The organism is Ramlibacter algicola (assembly GCF_016641735.1).
GTDB lineage: Bacteria > Pseudomonadota > Gammaproteobacteria > Burkholderiales > Burkholderiaceae_C > Ramlibacter > Ramlibacter algicola.
In genome coordinates this window covers 3,377,641-3,393,868 of record NZ_JAEDAO010000001.1, presented here as the reverse complement: position 1 = coordinate 3,393,868, position 16,228 = coordinate 3,377,641, and the positions used below count along the sequence as shown (strand labels likewise).

Genomic DNA, 16,228 nt, shown 5'->3' with positions numbered 1-16,228 from the left:
GCTCGGCAACCCAACCATTCGCACCCTCGTGCAGCGCTTCGGCTGGCCCAGCCGATAGCATTTCCCCTCAACTGAGCCGGACGGGACGCCCGCGGCTCGCGGCGCGCCCCGCGCGCCCGCAAGAGGGGACTCCATGCAATGGACACGCAGGGCCGCGCTCGTGGGCGCGGCATGGATGATTGCGTCCGGCGCCGCGCTGGCGGCGCCGCGAGACGCAGCGTTCGAGGCGCAGAAGCCGTCGGCAGACGCGCGCGAGATGGTGCAGTGGGTGCGGCACAGCGGTGACGCCGCGGGCCGGCCGTACATCGTCGTCGACAAGAAGGAAGCCCGGCTGTACGCGTTCGACGCGGACGGCCGGATGCGCGCGAGCACGGCCGTGATCCTCGGCGCCGAGCGGGGCGACGACAGCGCACCGGGCGTCGGCGACCGTGCGCAGACCGGTGCCTTCCGGCCCGGGGACCGCACGACGCCGGCCGGGCGGTTCGAGACGCAGCCCGGCATCAACATCCACGGCGAGCACGTCGTCTGGCTCGACTACGACGCAGCGCTCGCGCTGCACCGCTTGCGGCCAGGCCGGGCGCACGCCGTGCGCGCGGCGCGGCTGGCGGATTCGAAGCCCGAGCAGCGACGGCTGTCGCTGGGCTGCGTGGTGGTGCCGGTGCAGTTCTACCGCGACGTGGTCCAGCCGCTGCTCGGCCGCCGTGCCGGCGTCGTGTACGTGCTGCCCGAGACCTCCGAGGCCCGCGAGCTGATCACGCAGCTCTGATGCGAACGCCGCGCACCGCGGCGCTCAGGTTTCGATCCAGTGGTTCTCGGCGACCACGCAGCCGCTGATGCGCCACGTCTGGTCGGACTGCTGTTCCAGGGCGAACAGCGCGAGCCAGGCCTTGTCCTTCTCGTCCTTGATCTCGACCAGCTGCAGCACACTGCCGTCCTCGAACTCCGGCTTGTGGAAGTTCACGGCGGCCGGCCGGTAGACCATCGGGTAGGCGCCGCGCACCATCGACAGGAAGCGGTTGGAGCTGCCGATCTGCTGGCGCACTTCGGGCGTCGCGGTCGCGAACGCCTTCTCCGCATCGTCCACCGCCAGAGCGGACAGCTGCTGCACGATCACCTCGCGCACCTTCGCAGCCTCGATCTCGGACAGCGGTTGCGCGATCGCTTGCACTTGGGCGCCGAGGGCCGCGCACGCGATCGTGAGCGTGGCGAGCAGGCGGGCGGGGGACCGGATCATGGAAGGCTCCCGGGCGAGGAGGGATGGTTCCAGAGTAGGCAGCGGCCCTGGCGCGGCCTGTAGGTGGACCGCGCGGCACACCGTCGGACGCCCATCGCGCGTGCTGACGTCCTTCGCGGAGGGGCTGGCGCGCCCGTCGCACGCGCGGCGCAGGCATGAAATGGCCCACCGTGACCGCTGGACAATGTTCGTTCGTTTCGCGACCCTGGGGATGCGCGAAAGTCCGAGACCTGTCTCGTGGCGCGGTGCCGGTGGGCACGCTGCGAAGGATGGCGAGGACCCTGGCGGCGGGCCGCAGGCGGGCGTCGCGAGCGCGTGTAGGCGCCGCGGCGCCGGACGCGTCAGCGGGTGCGCGGCGCCGCGGCGTCCTTCAGCCGGCCGAGGATCAGCTCGCGCGTGGCGCGCAGGTCCGACGCGAACGGATTGGCCGAGTCGGCGGCCAGCGGTTCCAGCAACGCGAGCGCCTCGGCGTTCTGCCCGAGGTCGGACAGCACCTGCGCGAGGTTGTTGGCCACGATCGTCGAGTCCGGGTGGCGCCGGCGGGCTTCGCGCAGGACCGTCGCGGCTTGCGCCACGTCGCCTTGCGCATGCAGCTGGTTGGCCAGCCCGACGGCTGCGGCCAGGTTGTCGGGCCATCGCACCAAGGCGGTCGTGAACGCGGTGGTCGACGCGCGAGGCGACGCCACGCGCGCCATCGCGAGCACGGCGTTCATCCACGCGTCCTCGGTGGCGGTGGCGGGGATGCGGTCCGGCGCGACGGCGACCATCGCCCAGTTGCCGCCGGGGATCCAGCTGCGCTCGAACGCGGTGAACGAGGTGTCGAGCCGTTCGCGCGTGCCGGAATTCAGCCACACCGTGCCGCTCGGGTAGTCGAAGCCGGTCACCACCGCGTAGTGCCAGAGCGTCGTGACGGTGCCCACGTCCTGCAGCACGAGGACGGGGTTGCCGGCGGCGACTTCGCGCAGCACGTCCGCATAGCGCGGCGCGAGCACGTAGGGGATGCGGTCGTGGCGGCGCGTCGCGGCCAGCAGTTCGAGTTGCAGCGTGCCCTGGCGGCCCGGCAGCCACACCTGCGGCACGAGCGACTGCGCCGTCGCACGGGCGCCGCTGAACGCCAGCACGGTCGCGAGCGCGGCCGGCCCGCACTGGTAGTCGTCCTGGGGGAAGAAGGGCACGGCGGCGATCGACGTGCTCTGGGGCACGCCGGCCGGCCAGCCGGTGCGCAGGCCCACGGTCTGCGGGACCATTTGCGCGCAGCCGGCCGCCAGCGCCGCCAGCGCAAGCAGCGCCACGCGCAGCCCGTGGCGCGCGAGGCCGTCCCCGCCGTCGGCGCGCCGCATGCGGGTCAGCGGCGGAAGGCGAAGTACCAGATCGCCGCGGCGATCACGATGACGGCCAGCACGGTCCCGCCGTCGGCGCCGGCCGGCGCGGTGCGCATGTCGGCGGCGAGCTGCGCCACTTCGGCGTCGCTCATGGCGCCGATGCGCTCGCGGGCCTGTTGCGGGTCGACGCCCAGCGCCTGCAACTGCGACGACGTGTCCGCACGCGAGAGGGTGTCCAGCACGAACGTCCGCTCCGAGCGCGAGGTCTGCGCCTGCTCCGCGCCGATCATGCCGGCACCCGCGGCCTGGAACGAGAACGCGAACATCGACACGATCAGCGCACGGCACGTGGTCTTCTTCAGGTTCATGGCATCTCCTTGGAGGCGCGGGCCGCGGCGCGGCCCCGACGCGCGATCACTCTACGCCCGCGCTGGCCGCGCGGGGTGCGGGCTTGCCCGGGGGCGTCGCGGATGGGTTGCGAGCGGCCGTGCCGACCGCCACCGACGCGCGCCGACGCCGCGGGCCTACGGCGGCGCCCGCGCGCGCGACCTACGGTTGCACCATGCGACCCGTGTTCATCGTCCTTGCCGCGAGCGTTCTGCTCACCGCCTGCTCACCGCGCGTGCTGCGCACGCACGACGACCTGTGGGGCGGCGCCGAGGCCAGGCCGGATGCCGCAGCCTTCATGGGCTACCACGGCCCGACGGACCGCGAGCGTCCCACGCTTCGCTGAGCGTCAGTCGTCGTTGTCGCCGCCGAGCACGCTGCCCAGCAGGCCGCCGGCGCCGAACCCGCCCAGCACCGAGCCTTCCTCGCGCGAGCCGCCGCGCTGCGGCGCGGCCGCGAACACGCGCGAAGCGAGGCGCGAGAACGGAAGGCTTTGCAGCCACACCGTGCCCGGTCCCTGCAGGCGCGCGAAGAAGAGGCCCTCGCCGCCGAACAGGGCCGTCTTGATCTTGCCGACGTACTGGATGTCGAAGCCGACGCTGGGCATGTAAGCGACGACGCAGCCGGTGTCCACGAGCAGCGACTGCCCCGGCTGCAACTGGCGCTCGACGATCGTGCCGCCCGCGTGCACGAACGCGAGGCCGTCGCCATCGAGCCGCTGCATGATGAAGCCTTCGCCGCCGAAGAAGCCGGCGCCCAGGCGCTGCTGCAGCGCGATACCCAGCGACACGCCGCGCGCGGCGCACACGAACGCGTCCTTCTGGCAGATGAGCGTGCCGCCCAGCTGGCGCAGGTCCATCGCGAGGATCTTGCCGGGGTAGGGCGCCGCGAACGCGACGCGCTGCTTCTGCTGCGCCTGGTTGGTGTAGACCGTCGTGAACAGCGACTCGCCGGTGACCAGCCGCTTGCCCGCGCCCAGCAGCTTGCCGAGCAGCCCGCCGGACTGGTTGCCGCCGTCGCCGAACACCGTGTCCATGCCGATGCCGGCATCCATGAACATCATGCTGCCGGCTTCGCCGATCGCCGCCTCGCCCGGGTCGAGCTCGATCTCCACGAACTGCATCTCCGCGCCGCGGATCTCGTAGTCGATCACGTCCATCGCCATCGCCGTCTCCTGGAAGTCCGGCCGCGATGGTAGCGGCAGCGCCGCGGGGACTCAGCTCACTCGGTGTCGACGATGCTGGGGTCGCGGCGGATGGTGTCGCGCGCGCGGTGCTGGTGGCGGTCCAGCTTGCCGAACAGGTGCTCCAGGGCATGCAGCAGGCGCTGCGTCGCGCCGCGGAACGCTTCGTCCTGCGTGCCCGCGTGGTGCGTCGCGGTCACCGGGTCGTGCCCGGTGACGCGGGCCTCGAGCATGCAGCGGATGTCGCTGTCGCCGCTCTTGGCGCTGTTCGTGTCGCGCAGCTGCACCTCGACGCGCGTGATGTCCTGCGCGAAGCGCGCGAACTGCTCGTTGAGGTAGTCGCTGGCCCAGCGCTCGAGGCTGTCCTTGTTGTCGATGCCGTTGCTGGTGTTCACCTGGACCTGCATGGGCTCGTCCTTCTTCCTAGTGTTGGCCTGCGCTTCAGTGTCGCCAGCGCCCCGCGAGGGGGGTGTAGGACAATGGCGCCCAGTCATCCAACCGCTTTCGGACCTTCATGACCCTGCTGGAATCCATCGAGATCGAGACCGCGCCGCAGCCCACCGCGGCCGTCATCTGGCTGCACGGCCTGGGGGCCGACGGCAGCGATTTCGTGCCGTTCTCGCAGGAACTGCAGCTCGGCCCGGTGGGGCCGGTGCGCTATGTGTTCCCGCACGCGCCGGTGATGCCCGTGACCATCAACAACGGCTACCGCATGCGGGCCTGGTACGACATCCTGGGCAGCGAGCTCGTGCGGCGCGAGGACGAGGCGGGGCTGCGCAACTCGATGGCGCTGGTGGAGGCGCTGGTCGCGCGCGAAAACCAGCGCGGCATCGCCGCCGGCCGCATCGTGCTCGGCGGCTTCTCGCAGGGCTGCGCGATGGCGCTGCTCGCCGGCCTGCGTCACCAGGACAAGCTGGCCGGCATCGTCGGGCTGTCCGGCTACCTGCCGCTGGCCGCCACCACCGCGCAGGAGCGCAGCGCGGCGAACACGGCGACGCCGGTGTTCATGGCGCACGGCACGCACGACAACGTCGTGCCCGTCGAGCGTGGCCAGCAGTCGTGCGAAGCGCTGCGCGCGCTCGGCCACACCGTCGAGTGGCACACCTACCCGATGGCGCACTCCGTGTGCATGGAAGAAGTGCGGGACCTGGAAGCCTGGATGCTGAAGGCGCTGGCGCCCTGAACGGGGGCTCCGGAAACAGCTTCCAGCTTTCTAGACTTCGCCCCCGAAGCGCTTCGCGAGGTTGGCCAGGTACTTCTCGACCAGCTTCTCGAACTCGCCCTCGACCACCGGCTGCACCACCATCTTCATCAGCGCGGGCAGCGGCACGGACAGTTCGCCGTCGATCTTCAGCTGCAGGTGGGTGGACGTCTTCTTGTCGGTGATCTTCCAGCTGCCGCCGACCTGGGCGTTGCCGATGCCTGGCACGGGCTTCCACTGGACGCTGCCCTTGGCCTTGTTGCTCGTGTACTTGCTCGCGTACACGGTCTGGATGTTCACCTGCGCGGTGCCCACCTTGGCCATCTCCCACTGGTAGACGCCGTCGCCGAGGTCGGTGAGCTTGTCGACCTTGGGGAAGAAGGAGACCGACGCCGGCACGTCGGAGAGCACGTCGAAGACGTCGGCGGCCTTGGCCTTGACCTCCATCTCGTAGCCCATGGACACGGGCACCGTGATCGCCATGCGGGTCTCCTCGTCGTTGGTGTGCGGCGATTCTGCCACCCGCACCGCGGGTGGCACATGGATCAGCGCGCGGTGCGCATCGCCTCGGCGCGCGTGATCGCGAGCGCGGCCACCTCGACGATCACGTCGACGGCACGGTCCGCGGCATCGGTCGATGCGGTGACGCCCTGGCGCCAGTAGCGCGCGGCGACCTTGCGCGCGTGGGCCGCGTTGCGGCGCGTCTCGGCCGACAGTTGCGGGCGGGCCTGCGCGAACGCGCGGTCCCAGGTCGCGGCGGCGGCGCCGGCGATTCGGTCGCCACCGGTGCGGCAGGCGCCGACCGCGCCATGCGCGGCGGTACCGAAAGCTTCCACGCAGCGCGTGGCGGTCGTGCTGAAGTCGTTGCGGGTCATGGTCGTTCTCCTTGCAGTGCTCCGGGATTGTCCCGATGGCCCGTAGAGCACGCGACCTAATGCAGCCCCCATCGCTGGAGTGCCGCGTCTACCATGAAACCCTCGGCACCACGCCCTGCGGGTTCGTCGCAAAGGTGTTACCTTCGCCGCGTCCCGGTGCTGCCGGGGCACAACCGATGATGAGCCGCCTGCCCACCGCCCTGTCCCGCCTCGATGCCGAGCGCCTGCGTGCCATCCGCCGCGGCATCGAGAAGGAGAGCCTGCGCGCGACCGAGTCCGGTGCGCTGGCGCTGACGCCGCATCCGGCCGCGCTCGGCTCCGCGCTCACGCATCCGCACATCACCACCGACTACAGCGAATCGCAGCTGGAGCTCATCACCGGCGTCCATGCGACGCCGGAGACCTGCCTCGAGGAACTGCTGCGCGTCCACCAGTTCACGATGCGCGCGCTGGGCGACGAAATGCTCTGGGTGTCCAGCATGCCCTGCGTGCTGCCCGCCGACGAGAACATCCCGATCGGCCGCTACGGATCGTCCAACGTGGGCCGCGCGAAGAGCGTCTACCGAATGGGCCTGGCGCATCGCTACGGCCGGCGGATGCAGACCATCTCCGGCATCCACTACAACTGGTCGATGCCGGGCGTGGACAGCGAGGGCTACTTCGCGCTGATCCGCAACTTCCGCCGCCACGCGTTCCTGCTGCTGTACCTGTTCGGCGCATCGCCGGCGCTGTGCTCGTCGTTCGTCGAGGGCCGCGACCACGGGCTGCAGCAGCTCGCGCCCGGCACGATGTACATGCCGCACGCGACGTCCCTGCGCATGGGCCGCCTGGGCTACCAGAGCGACGCGCAAGCCAGCCTGGCGGTCAGCTACAACGGGCTGGAAGGCTACGCGGCGTCGCTGCACGATGCGCTGACGCGGCCCTATCCGGCTTACGAGGCGATCGGCATCACCAATCCCGGCGGCGAGTACAACCAGCTGGCCACCAGCCTGCTGCAGATCGAGAACGAGTTCTACGGCCCGATCCGCCCCAAGCGCGTCATCCTGCCGGGCGAGCGCCCGCTGCATGCGCTGCGCGAGCGCGGCGTCGAGTACGTCGAGGTGCGCCTGATGGACCTGGACCCGTTCCTGCCCGTGGGCATCAAGGCCCCGACGCTGCGGTTCCTCGACGTGTTCCTGCTGCATTGCCTGCTGGCCGACAGCCCGCCGGACACGCCGGCGGAAATCGCCGCGATCGGCCGCAACCAGCACCGCACCGCCGCTTTCGGCCGCGAACCGGGCCTGCAGCTCGAGCGCGGCAACGGCGAGATCGGGCTGGCCGACTGGGCCGATGAACTGCTCGCCGCGTGCATGCCGATCGCGCACTCGCTCGACGCGGTCCACGGCACCAGCGACCACGCGGACGCGGTCCGCTCGGCGCAGGCGCTGGTGCGCGACCCGTCGCAGCTGCCGTCCGCCCGCGTGCTCGACGCGATCCGGCGCGAGCACGCCGGATCGTTCGTCGGCTTCGTGCGCGCGCAGTCGCTGCAGTCCAAGGCCAAGCTGCTCGCGCTGCCCTTCGCCGCCGCGTCGCAGGCCCGCTTCGAGTCGCTCGCGCAGCAGTCGGTGCAGGACCAGAAGGACATCGAGGCCCGCGACACCCTGCCGTTCGAGGCCTACCGGCAGCAGTACATTGCGCCGGAACGGCTCGGCCTCGGCCGGGCGGCCGTGGCCCCGGCGCTCGCCGCGGTCTGAGCGCCGTCACGGCTCGTCACAGTTCAGCTACGGCCGCGGTCAACGCGGCCGTTGACGCTACCGTTGGGACACTGTCTCATCCATGGAGGGAGCCATGCACCAGAAGACCATCCGCCGCGCCGTCCTCGTCCTGCTCGCCGCGTCGCTCGCCGGCGGCCCGGCCTTTGCCGACAAGCCCGAGTGGGCCGGCAAGGGCGGCCAGGGCAACAAGCACAAGGGCAAGGGCAAGGACGACGACCACGGCAAGGGCCGCAACGAGGACCGCCGCGACGCGCGCGTCGGCCGCTATTTCAACGACCGCGACCGCAAGGTCGTCGCCGGCTACTACGAGCACGAGTACCACGGCAATGGCAAGAAGTGCCCGCCCGGACTGGCGAAGAAGAACAACGGCTGCATGCCCCCCGGCCAGGCCAAGAAATACGCCATCGGCCAGCCGCTGCCCGCGGGCGTCGTGTACTACCCGGTGCCGCAGCCGGTGCTGCTGCAACTGCCCCCGCCGCCGTCCGGCCACAAGTACGTGCGCGTGGCCGCCGACATCCTGTTGATCGCGGTGGGCACGTCGATGGTGGTGGATGCGATGGGCGACCTGCTGCGTTGAGCGCACGCCCCGCGAAGGAAGGCCGGCACTGCCGGCCTTCGTCGTTTCCGGGCCGGAATGCTGAGCTAAAGTCGTCCGCTTTGGCATTCCCGGAGAGCTTCGAGCATGGCATTGGATTTCAAGGGCCGCGTGGCCATCGTGACGGGCGCGGGCGGCGGCCTCGGGCGTGAACATGCACTCGCCCTGGCGGCGCGCGGAGCCCGCGTGCTGGTCAATGACCTGGGCGGCGCCGTCGACGGTTCCGGCGGGTCGTCCGCGGCGGCGCAGGCGGTGGTGGACGAGATCCGCCGTGGGGGCGGCGAGGCCATCGCCAACGGCGCGTCGGTCACCGATCCCGTGGCCGTGCAGGCCATGGTGCAGCAGGCGGTGGGCGCCTGGGGCCGCGTCGACATCGTCGTCAACAATGCGGGCATCCTGCGCGACAAGACGTTCGCCAAGATGGACCTGGCCGACTTCCGCCTGGTGCTGGACGTGCACCTGATGGGCGCCGTGCACGTCACCAAGGCCGCGTGGCCGCACATGGTGGCGGCCAAGTACGGCCGCGTCGTGATGACGACATCGTCCAGCGGCCTGTACGGCAACTTCGGCCAGAGCAACTACGGCGCCGCCAAGATGGCGCTGGTCGGGCTGATGCAGACGCTGGCGCTGGAAGGCGAGAAGCACGGCATCCGCGTCAACTGCCTGGCGCCCACGGCGACCACCCGGATGACCGAGCACCTGTTCCCGGCCGACATGCTGGACTCGTTCGGGCCGAAGTCCGTCGTGCCCGCCATGCTGGTGCTGGCCTCCGAGCAGGCGCCCACGCGCACCGTGCTGTGCGCGGGCGCAGGCGCTTTCGAGGCCGCGCACATCACGCTGACGCAGGGCACGTACGTCGGCACGGGGCCGGATGCGGACGAGCAACTGGCGGCGGCGCTCGATCGCGTGCGAGACCGCGACGGCGAAAGCGTGCCGCCGAACGGCTCGGCGCAGGGGGCGAACGAGTTCAGGCTGGCGAAAGCCGGGCGCTAGGGAGCCTGGGCGGTCTGCCGCCCAGGCCCCCAGGCCGTTCACAGCGGCCCGGGCATGGCCTTGAAGCCGACCCAGGCCGCGGCGATCACCGCATTCACGGGCACGGCCAGCGCGCTGGGCACGTAGAACAGCATCGACAGCAGCGGCGAGTCGAGCAGGAGCTCGACGACACCGCCCAGCGCGTAGAACGCCAGGCCCCACCACATCCAGCGCCACATGTAGGTGGGCAGCCACCGCGCCTGCTCGCGGTTGTAGCGCCACGCCGCCGCGCGCTCGAACAGCGTGCCGCGGCTGGTGTCGCGGAACAGCCAGCCGAAGAAGAAGTAGCGGTACAGCAGCGTGCTGAAGGTGGTCTCGTGCATGGCGGCGACCTGGTGGGGGCACCGCCAGTGTTGGGCCGCGAGGCCGCGCCCCGTGTAGGAACCGGCCCACAGGTGCCGTACGGCGCGACCGGGGCCGAGCGGCCCGCCCGCGTCAGCCGGTGCAGGCGGCGGCGCTGGTGCGGCGGAAGGTCTGGCCCCTGGCGAGGACCAGCGGACCGTCGCCACCCGTGATCTTCAGTTCGTCGCCCTGGCGTTCGAGGACCAGCGCGCCGACCTTGGTCGACTGCGTGCGGACCACGTTGCCTTCGACGGTCCCCTGGATCGTGCGCACGCGGTCGCGGCGCACGAGCTCGCCTTCGACGGCCTGGTCGCGCTGCTGCAGGCGCAGCGAGAACTCGTGCAGCGGGCCGCTGCCGCACCACAGGCCGCTGACCATTTCAGGAGCAACAGCCGGGGCAGGGGAGGGCGTGTCGGCCTGCGCGAGGGCCGGCAGCGCCGCGCTCGCAAGCAGGAAGAGGACGGGACGCAAATGCATGGAAGTCACCATAGCAGGAACGCCCCGCTCACGAGCGGCGTTGACCTTCAGCCGGGCAGCGCGGGCAGGCTCTGCAGGTACAGGTGCAGCGCGCGCACGTCGGTGTCGCTCATCTCGCGCAGCGACCCGAACGGCATCACCTTCACTTCGCTGCCATCCTTGCGCTTGCCCGCGCGGAACAGCGCCTGCAGGTCCTCCGCCGTGGCATAGCGCGGCAGTGCGGAGTCGGGTCCGGGGCGCAGCGCCGGTGCCGCGGGCCAGTCCGGCGGCGCACCGGGGATGCGACCGCCGGCGAGCTGCTCGCCATGGCAGCCGAGGCACATGTTGGCGACGTAGGCGCCGTGCTGCGCCGTCACGCCTTCGGCGATCGGAGCCTGCGGCGGCAACTGGTGGTCGATCTTGGCCGCGGCATCGCGCAGCACGCCGAAGCCGTAGGCCAGCCGCACCGGCAGGGGCAGCCGCAGTTCCGCGGCCGTGCCGGTCGCAGGCGGCATCGAGCGCACGTACGCCACCAGGGCCGCCAGGTCGTCGTCGGTGAAGCGGTTGTAGTCCTCGCTGGGCATGATCAGCAGCGGCTGGCCGCCCGGCTTGACGCCATGGCGGATGGTGCGCACCCAGTCGACCGGCTGGTAGGCCGCGACGACGTTGCCGGGCCCGGGACTGATGTTGGGCCCCTTGATGCGCAGCGCGCCGTCGTCGACGAACACGCGGCCCGCGCCGTTGGCGCCGTGGCAGTCCACGCAGCCGCGTGACTGGTACAGGTAGCGGCCGCGCTCGACCGCCTGTGCATCCGCGCGGTACGCGACGGCCTGCACGCGCACGTCGACCACGCGCTGCATGCGGTGGTCGGCCAACTGCACGCCGACCACGGCGGCGGCCGCCGCGAGCAGCACCATCACCCCGAGCGCGATTCCCGCGCGCTTCGCCCACTTGCGCATGACGTTTCCTTTCCGGCTTAGAATGAACGCAGCATCCAAAATTGGATGACTACTCCAAAAATGGATCTTACAAGCAATTTTGGCGGCCGGTCAATGGCGCCGCTGCCGCCGGTCCTGGCCCAGCGGTTCGTGGCGGCGCTGGGCACGGGCGGCAAGCGCGAGCGCACACGGGCGCAGCTGGTGCATGCGGCCGCCCACGTGTTCGCCGACCGGGGCTGGTCGCAGGCGACGATGGCGCAAGTCGCCGAGGCCGCCGGCGTGACCACCGGCACGGTCTACAACCACTTCGCGAGCAAGGAGGAGATCGCCGAAGCGCTCTCGCTGGCGCTGGCGGCCGCGGTCAACCAGGCCATCGTGGCCAGCATCGAACCCGTGAAGGATGCGGCGCAACGCATGGCGATCGGCCAGCGCCGCTTCGTCTGGCTGGCAGCCGAGAGCCCGTCGTGGGCCTGCCTGCTGCTGGAGATGGCCGCGATCGCCCCCCGCCACGTGCGCGAAGTCGAGCAGGACGCCTTGCGCGACCTGCGCCTGGGCGTGCGGCAGAAGCGGTTCAAGGTGCCGAGCGAGGAGAGCGCGATGGAGGTGGTCACCGGCGTCGTGCAGGCCGCGATGCGGCGCGTGGCCGCCGGCGCGGCGCCCCCGCGCCACGACGTCGCCTGCGCCGCCCTGGTCCTGCGCGCCCTGGGCATGGATCCCGCGGAGGCAATGGAGATCGCGCGCCGGCCGCTGCCGGACCTGCCGCCGTTCACGGGCTGAGCCACCCGCCCGGCGACAATCGACCCGATGTCCGGCCCCCTGCAGATCAGCAACCCGTCCAATTTCCGCGACCTGGCCGAGAACGTGCGCACGGTGCGCGTGCGGCCGCGCACTCTCTTCCGCTCCGACCACCTCGGGGCGCTCGACGCGCACGACGCCGCGCAGATCCAGGCGCTGGGCCTGCGGCGCGTGCTCGACTTCCGCGGCGTCCACGAGCGCACCTCGGCCGCCTGCTGCGTGCCGGGCGTGGACGTGCACTCGCTGGCGATCGAGCCGACCATCGTGCAGGTGCTGGCCCAGCTGGTGCAGGCCGGCCGCCGCCTCGACGAGGCTGACGTGGTGCACCACATGCAGGACACCTACCGCGGCTTCGTCCGCGGCAGCGCCCGGCGGTTCGCCGAGTTCTTCGAGCTGCTGCTCGCGTCCGACGAGCCGACCGTTTTCCATTGCACGGCGGGCAAGGACCGCACCGGCATGGCGGCGGCGCTGGTGCTGCACGCGCTGGGCGCGACGCGCGAGGAGATCCTGCGCGACTACCTGCTGACCAACGACCGCCTGAAACCGCCCACGATCGCGTGGAAGGGACTGGAGCCGCACGTCGCGCGCGTCCTCTGGGGCGTGCAGCCCGCCTTCCTGCAGGCGGCGTTCGACGCCGTCGAGCACGACTGGGGCGACGTCGACACGTTCCTCGCGCGCGCCCTCGGTGTCGGCGACGCGCAGCGTGCGCGCCTGCGTACGCTCTATACGGTCGGCTGACGCGCACGCCGCCGCGGCGCGACACGCAAGCGCGGCTGTTTCCTACTTGCGGGCACACGGCGCGGCCGACACGCGCGCCGCGCCCGCCACCGCACCATTGCATGCAAGAACCCGGCATCCAGCCGGGACCGCGAAGGAGTTGCCATGCGGGATGCGAAAGCCGCCGCGCCGAAGCGCAGGCAGGATGCAAGGGAGGGGACGCCATGGTGAAACTGCTGCCGGCACTGGCCGTGGCCCTGCCCGCCGTGGGCGTCGCGCTCTACACCGCCGCCATCGCGTACCTCTGGTTCCGCCAGGAACGCCTGCTGTTCGAGCCCGAGGGCCTGGGCAACGACGACCCGATCGCCACCGACCCCGACACGCGTGAGTTCTTCGTCGACGTGCCCGGCGCGCGCCTGTCGGTCGCGCAGCTGAAGCTGCCCCAGCCGCGCGGCGTCGTGTTCTACCTGCACGGCAACTCGGGCAACCTGCGCAAGTGGTTCGTGGAGCTCGATGCCTTCCGCGAGCTCAATTTCGACGTCGTGATGATGGACTACCGCGGCTACGGCAAGAGCAGCGGCCGCATCGACAGCGAGGAGCAGTTGCGTGCCGACGTGCGCGCGGTGTGGAACGCGATCGCCGGCCAGTACGAGGGCAAGCGCATCGTCGTCTCCGGCCAGTCGCTCGGCACCGCCCTCGCCGCGGGCCTGTCGGCCGAACTCTCCGATGCGGGCCGCACGCCCGACCTCACGATCCTGGTGTCGCCGTACAGCAGCATGCAGGCGCTGGCCGACGAGCTGTATCCCTGGGTGCCCAGCCGCGTGCTGCGCTACCCGCTGCACACCAAGGACCACGCGTGCCGCGTCAAGGGGCCGGTGCTGCTGGTGCACGGTGACAAGGACGAGCTGATCGGCTTCCACCACAGCGAAGCGATCCGGCAGGCGCTGCCGACGTGCCAGCTGCTGCGAGTCGAAGGCGCGGGCCATGGAGACGTGCACTGCTTCCCGTCGTTCCGCCAAGGCCTGGCGACGGCGCTCGTGGGCCTTGCAGGCCTCGCCGCGACCCCTGTCTCCTACGCGGCGACTGGCGAGGCACCGACAGCCCAGCCCGCCTGAGCGGCCGACCATGGCGGCGTTGCAAGGAGACCCGCCATGACCGACCAGAACCGCTCCAACGACGGCGTTCCGCACCAGGACGGCCGCCCCAACCCCGACGTCGAGCGCTACGCCACCGACGGGCAGTCCAATGCGCGCGGCAAGGGCGCGAGCGACCAGCAGGGCGAAGCGCCCCCGCGCGGCAAGGACTACGCCGGCGACGGCCCCGGCAAGGTGGGCCTGACCAGCGATGCGCAGCCTGACCTCGTCGCGCCCAGCGGCGTGAACGAGCGTGACCATGGCGCCGCCGACGACAAGCCGATGGGCGGCGGCTCGGTGAACCTGGACGACCATCCGGAGGAGCGCCCGCGCGGCAACACCGCGCGCACCGGCGGCACGTGGGACGCACGCGGCGGCGACAGCGGCGACGTCGACAAGGCGCCGGGTGCCGGCCTGTCCGACCACAACGGGCCGAGCGATCCCGACGCCAAGCGCTGAGCTGCGTGCCCGCCGTCCTACAGCCCCGGCAGAGGCATGCTGACAGGCGTGGCGGGCTCTGGTTGCCTAAAGTGCAGCGATGCGAGAGGACCCCACCAAGACCACGCCGGCTCCCCAGCCGAAGCCCGAGGACGAGAAGGCCGGCGCACGCGGCCCGCGCGACAAGCGCACCCCCGGCACCGACATGCAGTCCGAGGACTCCGGCACGACCGACAGCGGGCAGGCGCCCGGGCGCGGCACGCCGGCGCAATCGGCGATGAAGCAGGAACACAAGACGGACCAGGAGCCGGGCAGCGGCTCCTGACGCCCGTTCGACGGAGGACGAGCATGAGCGACACCCCACTGGACGCGCTGGAGCTGCTCGACGCCGAGCACAAGGCCGCGCGGGACCTGTTCCGCGCGTACCGCGAGCTGGCGGCGAACGACGCCCCCGAAGCCAGGCGCAAGGCGCTGGCCGAGCAGATCTGCATGGAGCTCACGATCCACGCCAAGCTCGAGGAGGAGCTCTTCTACCCGGTGGTGCGCGAGGCGATCCGCGACGACGACCTGCTGGACGAGGCCGAGGTGGAGCACATGGCGGCCCGCGACCTGATCGTGCAGATCCTGTCGATGGACCCGCACGAGGAGCTCTACGACGCCAAGGTGACCGTGCTGGGCGAGTACATCGACCACCACGTGCGCGAGGAACGCGAGGAGATCTTCCCCAAGGTGCGCCGCAGCGGCGTCGACCTGGCCCGCATGGCCGGGCTGCTGCGCGTGCGCCGGCGTGAGCTGGAAGCGGTGCCTGAGGCATTGCGCGAGGAACTGCTGGTTTCCGTTGCCTGAGCCGCGCAACGGCCGAGCCGCGGCCTGCGGTTGTCCTACAGGCTTCGACAGCCCCAGACGACAGCCCGGCGCTGATGGCTCTTTAGAGTGGTCCGCAGGCAGCGCGGGCTGCCGTTTTTCTCGCCCACATCCCTCCCTCCACGATTGACCAAGGAGTTCCCAGATGAACACGACCAAGATTTCGGCCACCACGCTCGCTCTCGTCGCTGCCGCTGCCCTGTCCCTGACCGCTTGCGGCAAGGGCGGCAGCGACTCCGCGACGACCGGCTCGGCGGCCAACCGCTCGAGCACCACGACGGGCAGCTCCGGCACCGGCAGCAGCACCGGCTCGATGGGCGCCAGCGGCAGCGGCTCGTCCACCGGCAGCCCGGGCACCAGCGGCTCGTCCTCCATGGGCAGCGGCACCTCCGGCAGCAGCAGTTCCGACAGCACCTCGCCCTCGAGCAGCTCCGGTTCGACCGGCTCGGGCGCGTCGGGCAGCAGCTCGTCCACGCCGTCGACCGGCTCGGGCAGCAGCAGCTCCAGCGGCACGTCCAAGTGATGCCGGTGCGCGTCCTCGCGGGCGCGCTTGTTGTCTTCGCCGCCGCGCTGGCCGGGTGCCAGCGCGGCGCCGACACGGGCGCTTCCAGCAGTCCCAACGCCCCAGGCAGTCCCGGCAGCGGCAACGCTGTCAGCAGCAGCGCGCCCCAGCAGGGTGAGAGTCCGTCGGGCCGCGGCTCTTCGGGCGCCGCCGGTTCGGTCGCGCATCCGGGTGCATCGGGCGGTGACGCTGTGCCGGGCACGTCCGGCAAGGGCATGGCCGACGCGTCGGGCCAGGGCACCTCGACTTCGCAACCGGGCACCGGCCTTCAAGGCGGCCTGGGTGCGAGCAACGGCACCAGCGCCATGGGCGCGGGTCCCGGCGCGCAGGATGCCGCCGCGCAAGGCAGCACCAACCGCACCTCGAACGGCTCGTTCGGGAATCGCCGTTAGGACGGCAC

24 protein-coding genes are annotated in these 16,228 nt (G+C 71.5%); 14 read left to right on the top strand and 10 right to left on the bottom strand.

The window, feature by feature from the left end:
* Positions 1-133 precede the first annotated feature (133 nt).
* Complete coding sequence (locus tag I8E28_RS16625) at positions 134-766, top strand: L,D-transpeptidase (protein WP_239027260.1); 633 nt, start codon at positions 134-136, stop codon at positions 764-766.
* Positions 767-790: 24 nt separating this feature from the next.
* Here I8E28_RS16625 and I8E28_RS16620 read toward each other — a convergent pair whose 3' ends face one another.
* From I8E28_RS16620 to I8E28_RS16610, 3 genes are all read right to left on the bottom strand, one after another.
* The gene (locus tag I8E28_RS16620; RefSeq protein ID WP_200789229.1) at positions 791-1,234 is read right to left on the bottom strand and encodes a DUF4864 domain-containing protein; all 444 of its coding nucleotides are present in this window, start codon (positions 1,232-1,234) and stop codon (positions 791-793) included.
* 341 nt (positions 1,235-1,575) lie between these two features.
* A complete protein-coding gene (locus I8E28_RS16615) occupies positions 1,576-2,574 on the bottom strand; it encodes a PA2778 family cysteine peptidase (RefSeq protein ID WP_200789228.1) in 999 nt (332 codons plus the stop codon).
* 5 nt (positions 2,575-2,579) lie between these two features.
* On the bottom strand, positions 2,580-2,924 hold the full coding sequence (locus tag I8E28_RS16610) for a PA2779 family protein (protein ID WP_200789227.1): 345 nt from the start codon (positions 2,922-2,924) through the stop codon (positions 2,580-2,582).
* 194 nt (positions 2,925-3,118) lie between these two features.
* Between I8E28_RS16610 and I8E28_RS16605 the strand changes: the two genes are divergently transcribed.
* Entirely contained in the window at positions 3,119-3,289 is a 171-nt protein-coding gene (locus I8E28_RS16605) for a hypothetical protein (protein ID WP_200789226.1), read from the top strand.
* A gap of 3 nt (positions 3,290-3,292) precedes the next feature.
* On the opposite strand, the gene I8E28_RS16600 is transcribed toward I8E28_RS16605, so the two are convergent.
* Together I8E28_RS16600 and I8E28_RS16595 are read right to left on the bottom strand one after the other, a co-directional pair.
* Positions 3,293-4,108, bottom strand: coding sequence for a TIGR00266 family protein (locus I8E28_RS16600; RefSeq protein WP_200789225.1), 816 nt, complete (start codon positions 4,106-4,108; stop codon positions 3,293-3,295).
* A 56-nt stretch (positions 4,109-4,164) separates the two neighbouring features.
* On the bottom strand, positions 4,165-4,533 hold the full coding sequence (locus tag I8E28_RS16595; protein WP_200789224.1) for an HPF/RaiA family ribosome-associated protein: 369 nt from the start codon (positions 4,531-4,533) through the stop codon (positions 4,165-4,167).
* Between the two features lie 107 nt (positions 4,534-4,640).
* Here I8E28_RS16595 and I8E28_RS16590 point away from each other — a divergent pair, with 107 nt between their 5' ends.
* Positions 4,641-5,309 (top strand): alpha/beta hydrolase, encoded by a 669-nt coding sequence (locus tag I8E28_RS16590; protein ID WP_200789223.1) that lies wholly within the window; start codon positions 4,641-4,643, stop codon positions 5,307-5,309.
* 30 nt (positions 5,310-5,339) lie between these two features.
* Here I8E28_RS16590 and I8E28_RS16585 read toward each other — a convergent pair whose 3' ends face one another.
* Both I8E28_RS16585 and I8E28_RS16580 read right to left on the bottom strand, forming a co-directional pair.
* Positions 5,340-5,810 carry an SRPBCC family protein gene (locus I8E28_RS16585; RefSeq protein ID WP_200789222.1) on the bottom strand — a complete coding sequence of 157 codons (471 nt, stop codon included), beginning with the start codon at positions 5,808-5,810 and terminating at the stop codon, positions 5,340-5,342.
* Between the two features lie 62 nt (positions 5,811-5,872).
* Positions 5,873-6,202 carry a hypothetical protein gene (locus I8E28_RS16580; protein WP_200789221.1) on the bottom strand — a complete coding sequence of 110 codons (330 nt, stop codon included), beginning with the start codon at positions 6,200-6,202 and terminating at the stop codon, positions 5,873-5,875.
* 176 nt (positions 6,203-6,378) lie between these two features.
* On the opposite strand from I8E28_RS16580, the gene gshA reads away from it, so the two are divergent.
* The 3 genes from gshA to I8E28_RS16565 all read left to right on the top strand — a co-directional run bounded on the left by gshA (position 6,379) and on the right by I8E28_RS16565 (position 9,544).
* On the top strand, positions 6,379-7,935 hold the full coding sequence (gene gshA, locus I8E28_RS16575; RefSeq protein WP_420850223.1) for a glutamate--cysteine ligase: 1,557 nt from the start codon (positions 6,379-6,381) through the stop codon (positions 7,933-7,935).
* Between the two features lie 94 nt (positions 7,936-8,029).
* Positions 8,030-8,533: an RcnB family protein gene (locus tag I8E28_RS16570; RefSeq protein ID WP_200789219.1), complete on the top strand. Its 504-nt coding sequence runs from the start codon at positions 8,030-8,032 to the stop codon at positions 8,531-8,533.
* Between the two features lie 105 nt (positions 8,534-8,638).
* Complete coding sequence (locus I8E28_RS16565) at positions 8,639-9,544, top strand: SDR family NAD(P)-dependent oxidoreductase (RefSeq protein WP_200789218.1); 906 nt, start codon at positions 8,639-8,641, stop codon at positions 9,542-9,544.
* 38 nt (positions 9,545-9,582) lie between these two features.
* Here I8E28_RS16565 and I8E28_RS16560 read toward each other — a convergent pair whose 3' ends face one another.
* From I8E28_RS16560 to I8E28_RS16550, 3 genes are all read right to left on the bottom strand, one after another.
* Positions 9,583-9,906 carry a hypothetical protein gene (locus I8E28_RS16560; protein ID WP_200789217.1) on the bottom strand — a complete coding sequence of 108 codons (324 nt, stop codon included), beginning with the start codon at positions 9,904-9,906 and terminating at the stop codon, positions 9,583-9,585.
* Between the two features lie 112 nt (positions 9,907-10,018).
* Positions 10,019-10,402 carry a hypothetical protein gene (locus tag I8E28_RS16555; protein ID WP_200789216.1) on the bottom strand — a complete coding sequence of 128 codons (384 nt, stop codon included), beginning with the start codon at positions 10,400-10,402 and terminating at the stop codon, positions 10,019-10,021.
* A gap of 47 nt (positions 10,403-10,449) precedes the next feature.
* A complete protein-coding gene (locus I8E28_RS16550; RefSeq protein WP_200789215.1) occupies positions 10,450-11,340 on the bottom strand; it encodes a c-type cytochrome in 891 nt (296 codons plus the stop codon).
* Between the two features lie 93 nt (positions 11,341-11,433).
* Between I8E28_RS16550 and I8E28_RS16545 the strand changes: the two genes are divergently transcribed.
* The 8 genes from I8E28_RS16545 (at position 11,434) to I8E28_RS16510 (ending at position 16,220) form a co-directional block, all read left to right on the top strand.
* Positions 11,434-12,096 carry a TetR/AcrR family transcriptional regulator gene (locus I8E28_RS16545; protein WP_200789214.1) on the top strand — a complete coding sequence of 221 codons (663 nt, stop codon included), beginning with the start codon at positions 11,434-11,436 and terminating at the stop codon, positions 12,094-12,096.
* Positions 12,097-12,123: 27 nt separating this feature from the next.
* Positions 12,124-12,852, top strand: coding sequence for a tyrosine-protein phosphatase (locus tag I8E28_RS16540; RefSeq protein ID WP_200789213.1), 729 nt, complete (start codon positions 12,124-12,126; stop codon positions 12,850-12,852).
* Positions 12,853-13,055: 203 nt separating this feature from the next.
* Positions 13,056-13,946, top strand: coding sequence for an alpha/beta hydrolase (locus tag I8E28_RS16535; protein WP_200789212.1), 891 nt, complete (start codon positions 13,056-13,058; stop codon positions 13,944-13,946).
* Positions 13,947-13,982: 36 nt separating this feature from the next.
* Entirely contained in the window at positions 13,983-14,423 is a 441-nt protein-coding gene (locus I8E28_RS16530; protein WP_200789211.1) for a hypothetical protein, read from the top strand.
* Between the two features lie 79 nt (positions 14,424-14,502).
* Positions 14,503-14,727, top strand: a complete 225-nt coding sequence (locus I8E28_RS16525) for a hypothetical protein (RefSeq protein ID WP_200789210.1) — start codon at positions 14,503-14,505, stop codon at positions 14,725-14,727.
* A 23-nt stretch (positions 14,728-14,750) separates the two neighbouring features.
* On the top strand, positions 14,751-15,248 hold the full coding sequence (locus tag I8E28_RS16520) for a hemerythrin domain-containing protein (RefSeq protein ID WP_200789209.1): 498 nt from the start codon (positions 14,751-14,753) through the stop codon (positions 15,246-15,248).
* 163 nt (positions 15,249-15,411) lie between these two features.
* On the top strand, positions 15,412-15,789 hold the full coding sequence (locus I8E28_RS16515; RefSeq protein WP_200789208.1) for a hypothetical protein: 378 nt from the start codon (positions 15,412-15,414) through the stop codon (positions 15,787-15,789).
* A complete protein-coding gene (locus I8E28_RS16510; RefSeq protein WP_200789207.1) occupies positions 15,789-16,220 on the top strand; it encodes a hypothetical protein in 432 nt (143 codons plus the stop codon). The genes I8E28_RS16515 and I8E28_RS16510 overlap by 1 nt, the downstream gene beginning before the upstream one ends.
* The last annotated feature ends 8 nt before the right edge of the window (positions 16,221-16,228 follow it).

Bases quoted from the DNA above. Each gene is read 5' to 3' on its own strand.
- I8E28_RS16605 (WP_200789226.1), top strand. From the start codon at position 3,119: ATGCGACCCGTGTTCATCGTCCTTGCCGCGAGCGTTCTGCTCACCGCC.
- I8E28_RS16560 (WP_200789217.1), bottom strand. From the start codon at position 9,906: ATGCACGAGACCACCTTCAGCACGCTGCTGTACCGCTACTTCTTCTTC.
- I8E28_RS16520 (WP_200789209.1), top strand. From the start codon at position 14,751: ATGAGCGACACCCCACTGGACGCGCTGGAGCTGCTCGACGCCGAGCAC.
- I8E28_RS16620 (WP_200789229.1), bottom strand. From the start codon at position 1,234: ATGATCCGGTCCCCCGCCCGCCTGCTCGCCACGCTCACGATCGCGTGC.
- I8E28_RS16545 (WP_200789214.1), top strand. From the start codon at position 11,434: ATGGCGCCGCTGCCGCCGGTCCTGGCCCAGCGGTTCGTGGCGGCGCTG.
- I8E28_RS16570 (WP_200789219.1), top strand. From the start codon at position 8,030: ATGCACCAGAAGACCATCCGCCGCGCCGTCCTCGTCCTGCTCGCCGCG.
- I8E28_RS16615 (WP_200789228.1), bottom strand. From the start codon at position 2,574: ATGCGGCGCGCCGACGGCGGGGACGGCCTCGCGCGCCACGGGCTGCGC.
- I8E28_RS16585 (WP_200789222.1), bottom strand. From the start codon at position 5,810: ATGGCGATCACGGTGCCCGTGTCCATGGGCTACGAGATGGAGGTCAAG.
- gshA (WP_420850223.1), top strand. From the start codon at position 6,379: ATGATGAGCCGCCTGCCCACCGCCCTGTCCCGCCTCGATGCCGAGCGC.
- I8E28_RS16550 (WP_200789215.1), bottom strand. From the start codon at position 11,340: ATGCGCAAGTGGGCGAAGCGCGCGGGAATCGCGCTCGGGGTGATGGTG.
- I8E28_RS16625 (WP_239027260.1), top strand. From the start codon at position 134: ATGCAATGGACACGCAGGGCCGCGCTCGTGGGCGCGGCATGGATGATT.
- I8E28_RS16510 (WP_200789207.1), top strand. From the start codon at position 15,789: ATGCCGGTGCGCGTCCTCGCGGGCGCGCTTGTTGTCTTCGCCGCCGCG.
- I8E28_RS16530 (WP_200789211.1), top strand. From the start codon at position 13,983: ATGACCGACCAGAACCGCTCCAACGACGGCGTTCCGCACCAGGACGGC.
- I8E28_RS16555 (WP_200789216.1), bottom strand. From the start codon at position 10,402: ATGCATTTGCGTCCCGTCCTCTTCCTGCTTGCGAGCGCGGCGCTGCCG.
- I8E28_RS16595 (WP_200789224.1), bottom strand. From the start codon at position 4,533: ATGCAGGTCCAGGTGAACACCAGCAACGGCATCGACAACAAGGACAGC.
- I8E28_RS16610 (WP_200789227.1), bottom strand. From the start codon at position 2,924: ATGAACCTGAAGAAGACCACGTGCCGTGCGCTGATCGTGTCGATGTTC.
- I8E28_RS16590 (WP_200789223.1), top strand. From the start codon at position 4,641: ATGACCCTGCTGGAATCCATCGAGATCGAGACCGCGCCGCAGCCCACC.
- I8E28_RS16565 (WP_200789218.1), top strand. From the start codon at position 8,639: ATGGCATTGGATTTCAAGGGCCGCGTGGCCATCGTGACGGGCGCGGGC.
- I8E28_RS16600 (WP_200789225.1), bottom strand. From the start codon at position 4,108: ATGGCGATGGACGTGATCGACTACGAGATCCGCGGCGCGGAGATGCAG.
- I8E28_RS16515 (WP_200789208.1), top strand. From the start codon at position 15,412: ATGAACACGACCAAGATTTCGGCCACCACGCTCGCTCTCGTCGCTGCC.
- I8E28_RS16580 (WP_200789221.1), bottom strand. From the start codon at position 6,202: ATGACCCGCAACGACTTCAGCACGACCGCCACGCGCTGCGTGGAAGCT.
- I8E28_RS16540 (WP_200789213.1), top strand. From the start codon at position 12,124: ATGTCCGGCCCCCTGCAGATCAGCAACCCGTCCAATTTCCGCGACCTG.
- I8E28_RS16535 (WP_200789212.1), top strand. From the start codon at position 13,056: ATGGTGAAACTGCTGCCGGCACTGGCCGTGGCCCTGCCCGCCGTGGGC.
- I8E28_RS16525 (WP_200789210.1), top strand. From the start codon at position 14,503: ATGCGAGAGGACCCCACCAAGACCACGCCGGCTCCCCAGCCGAAGCCC.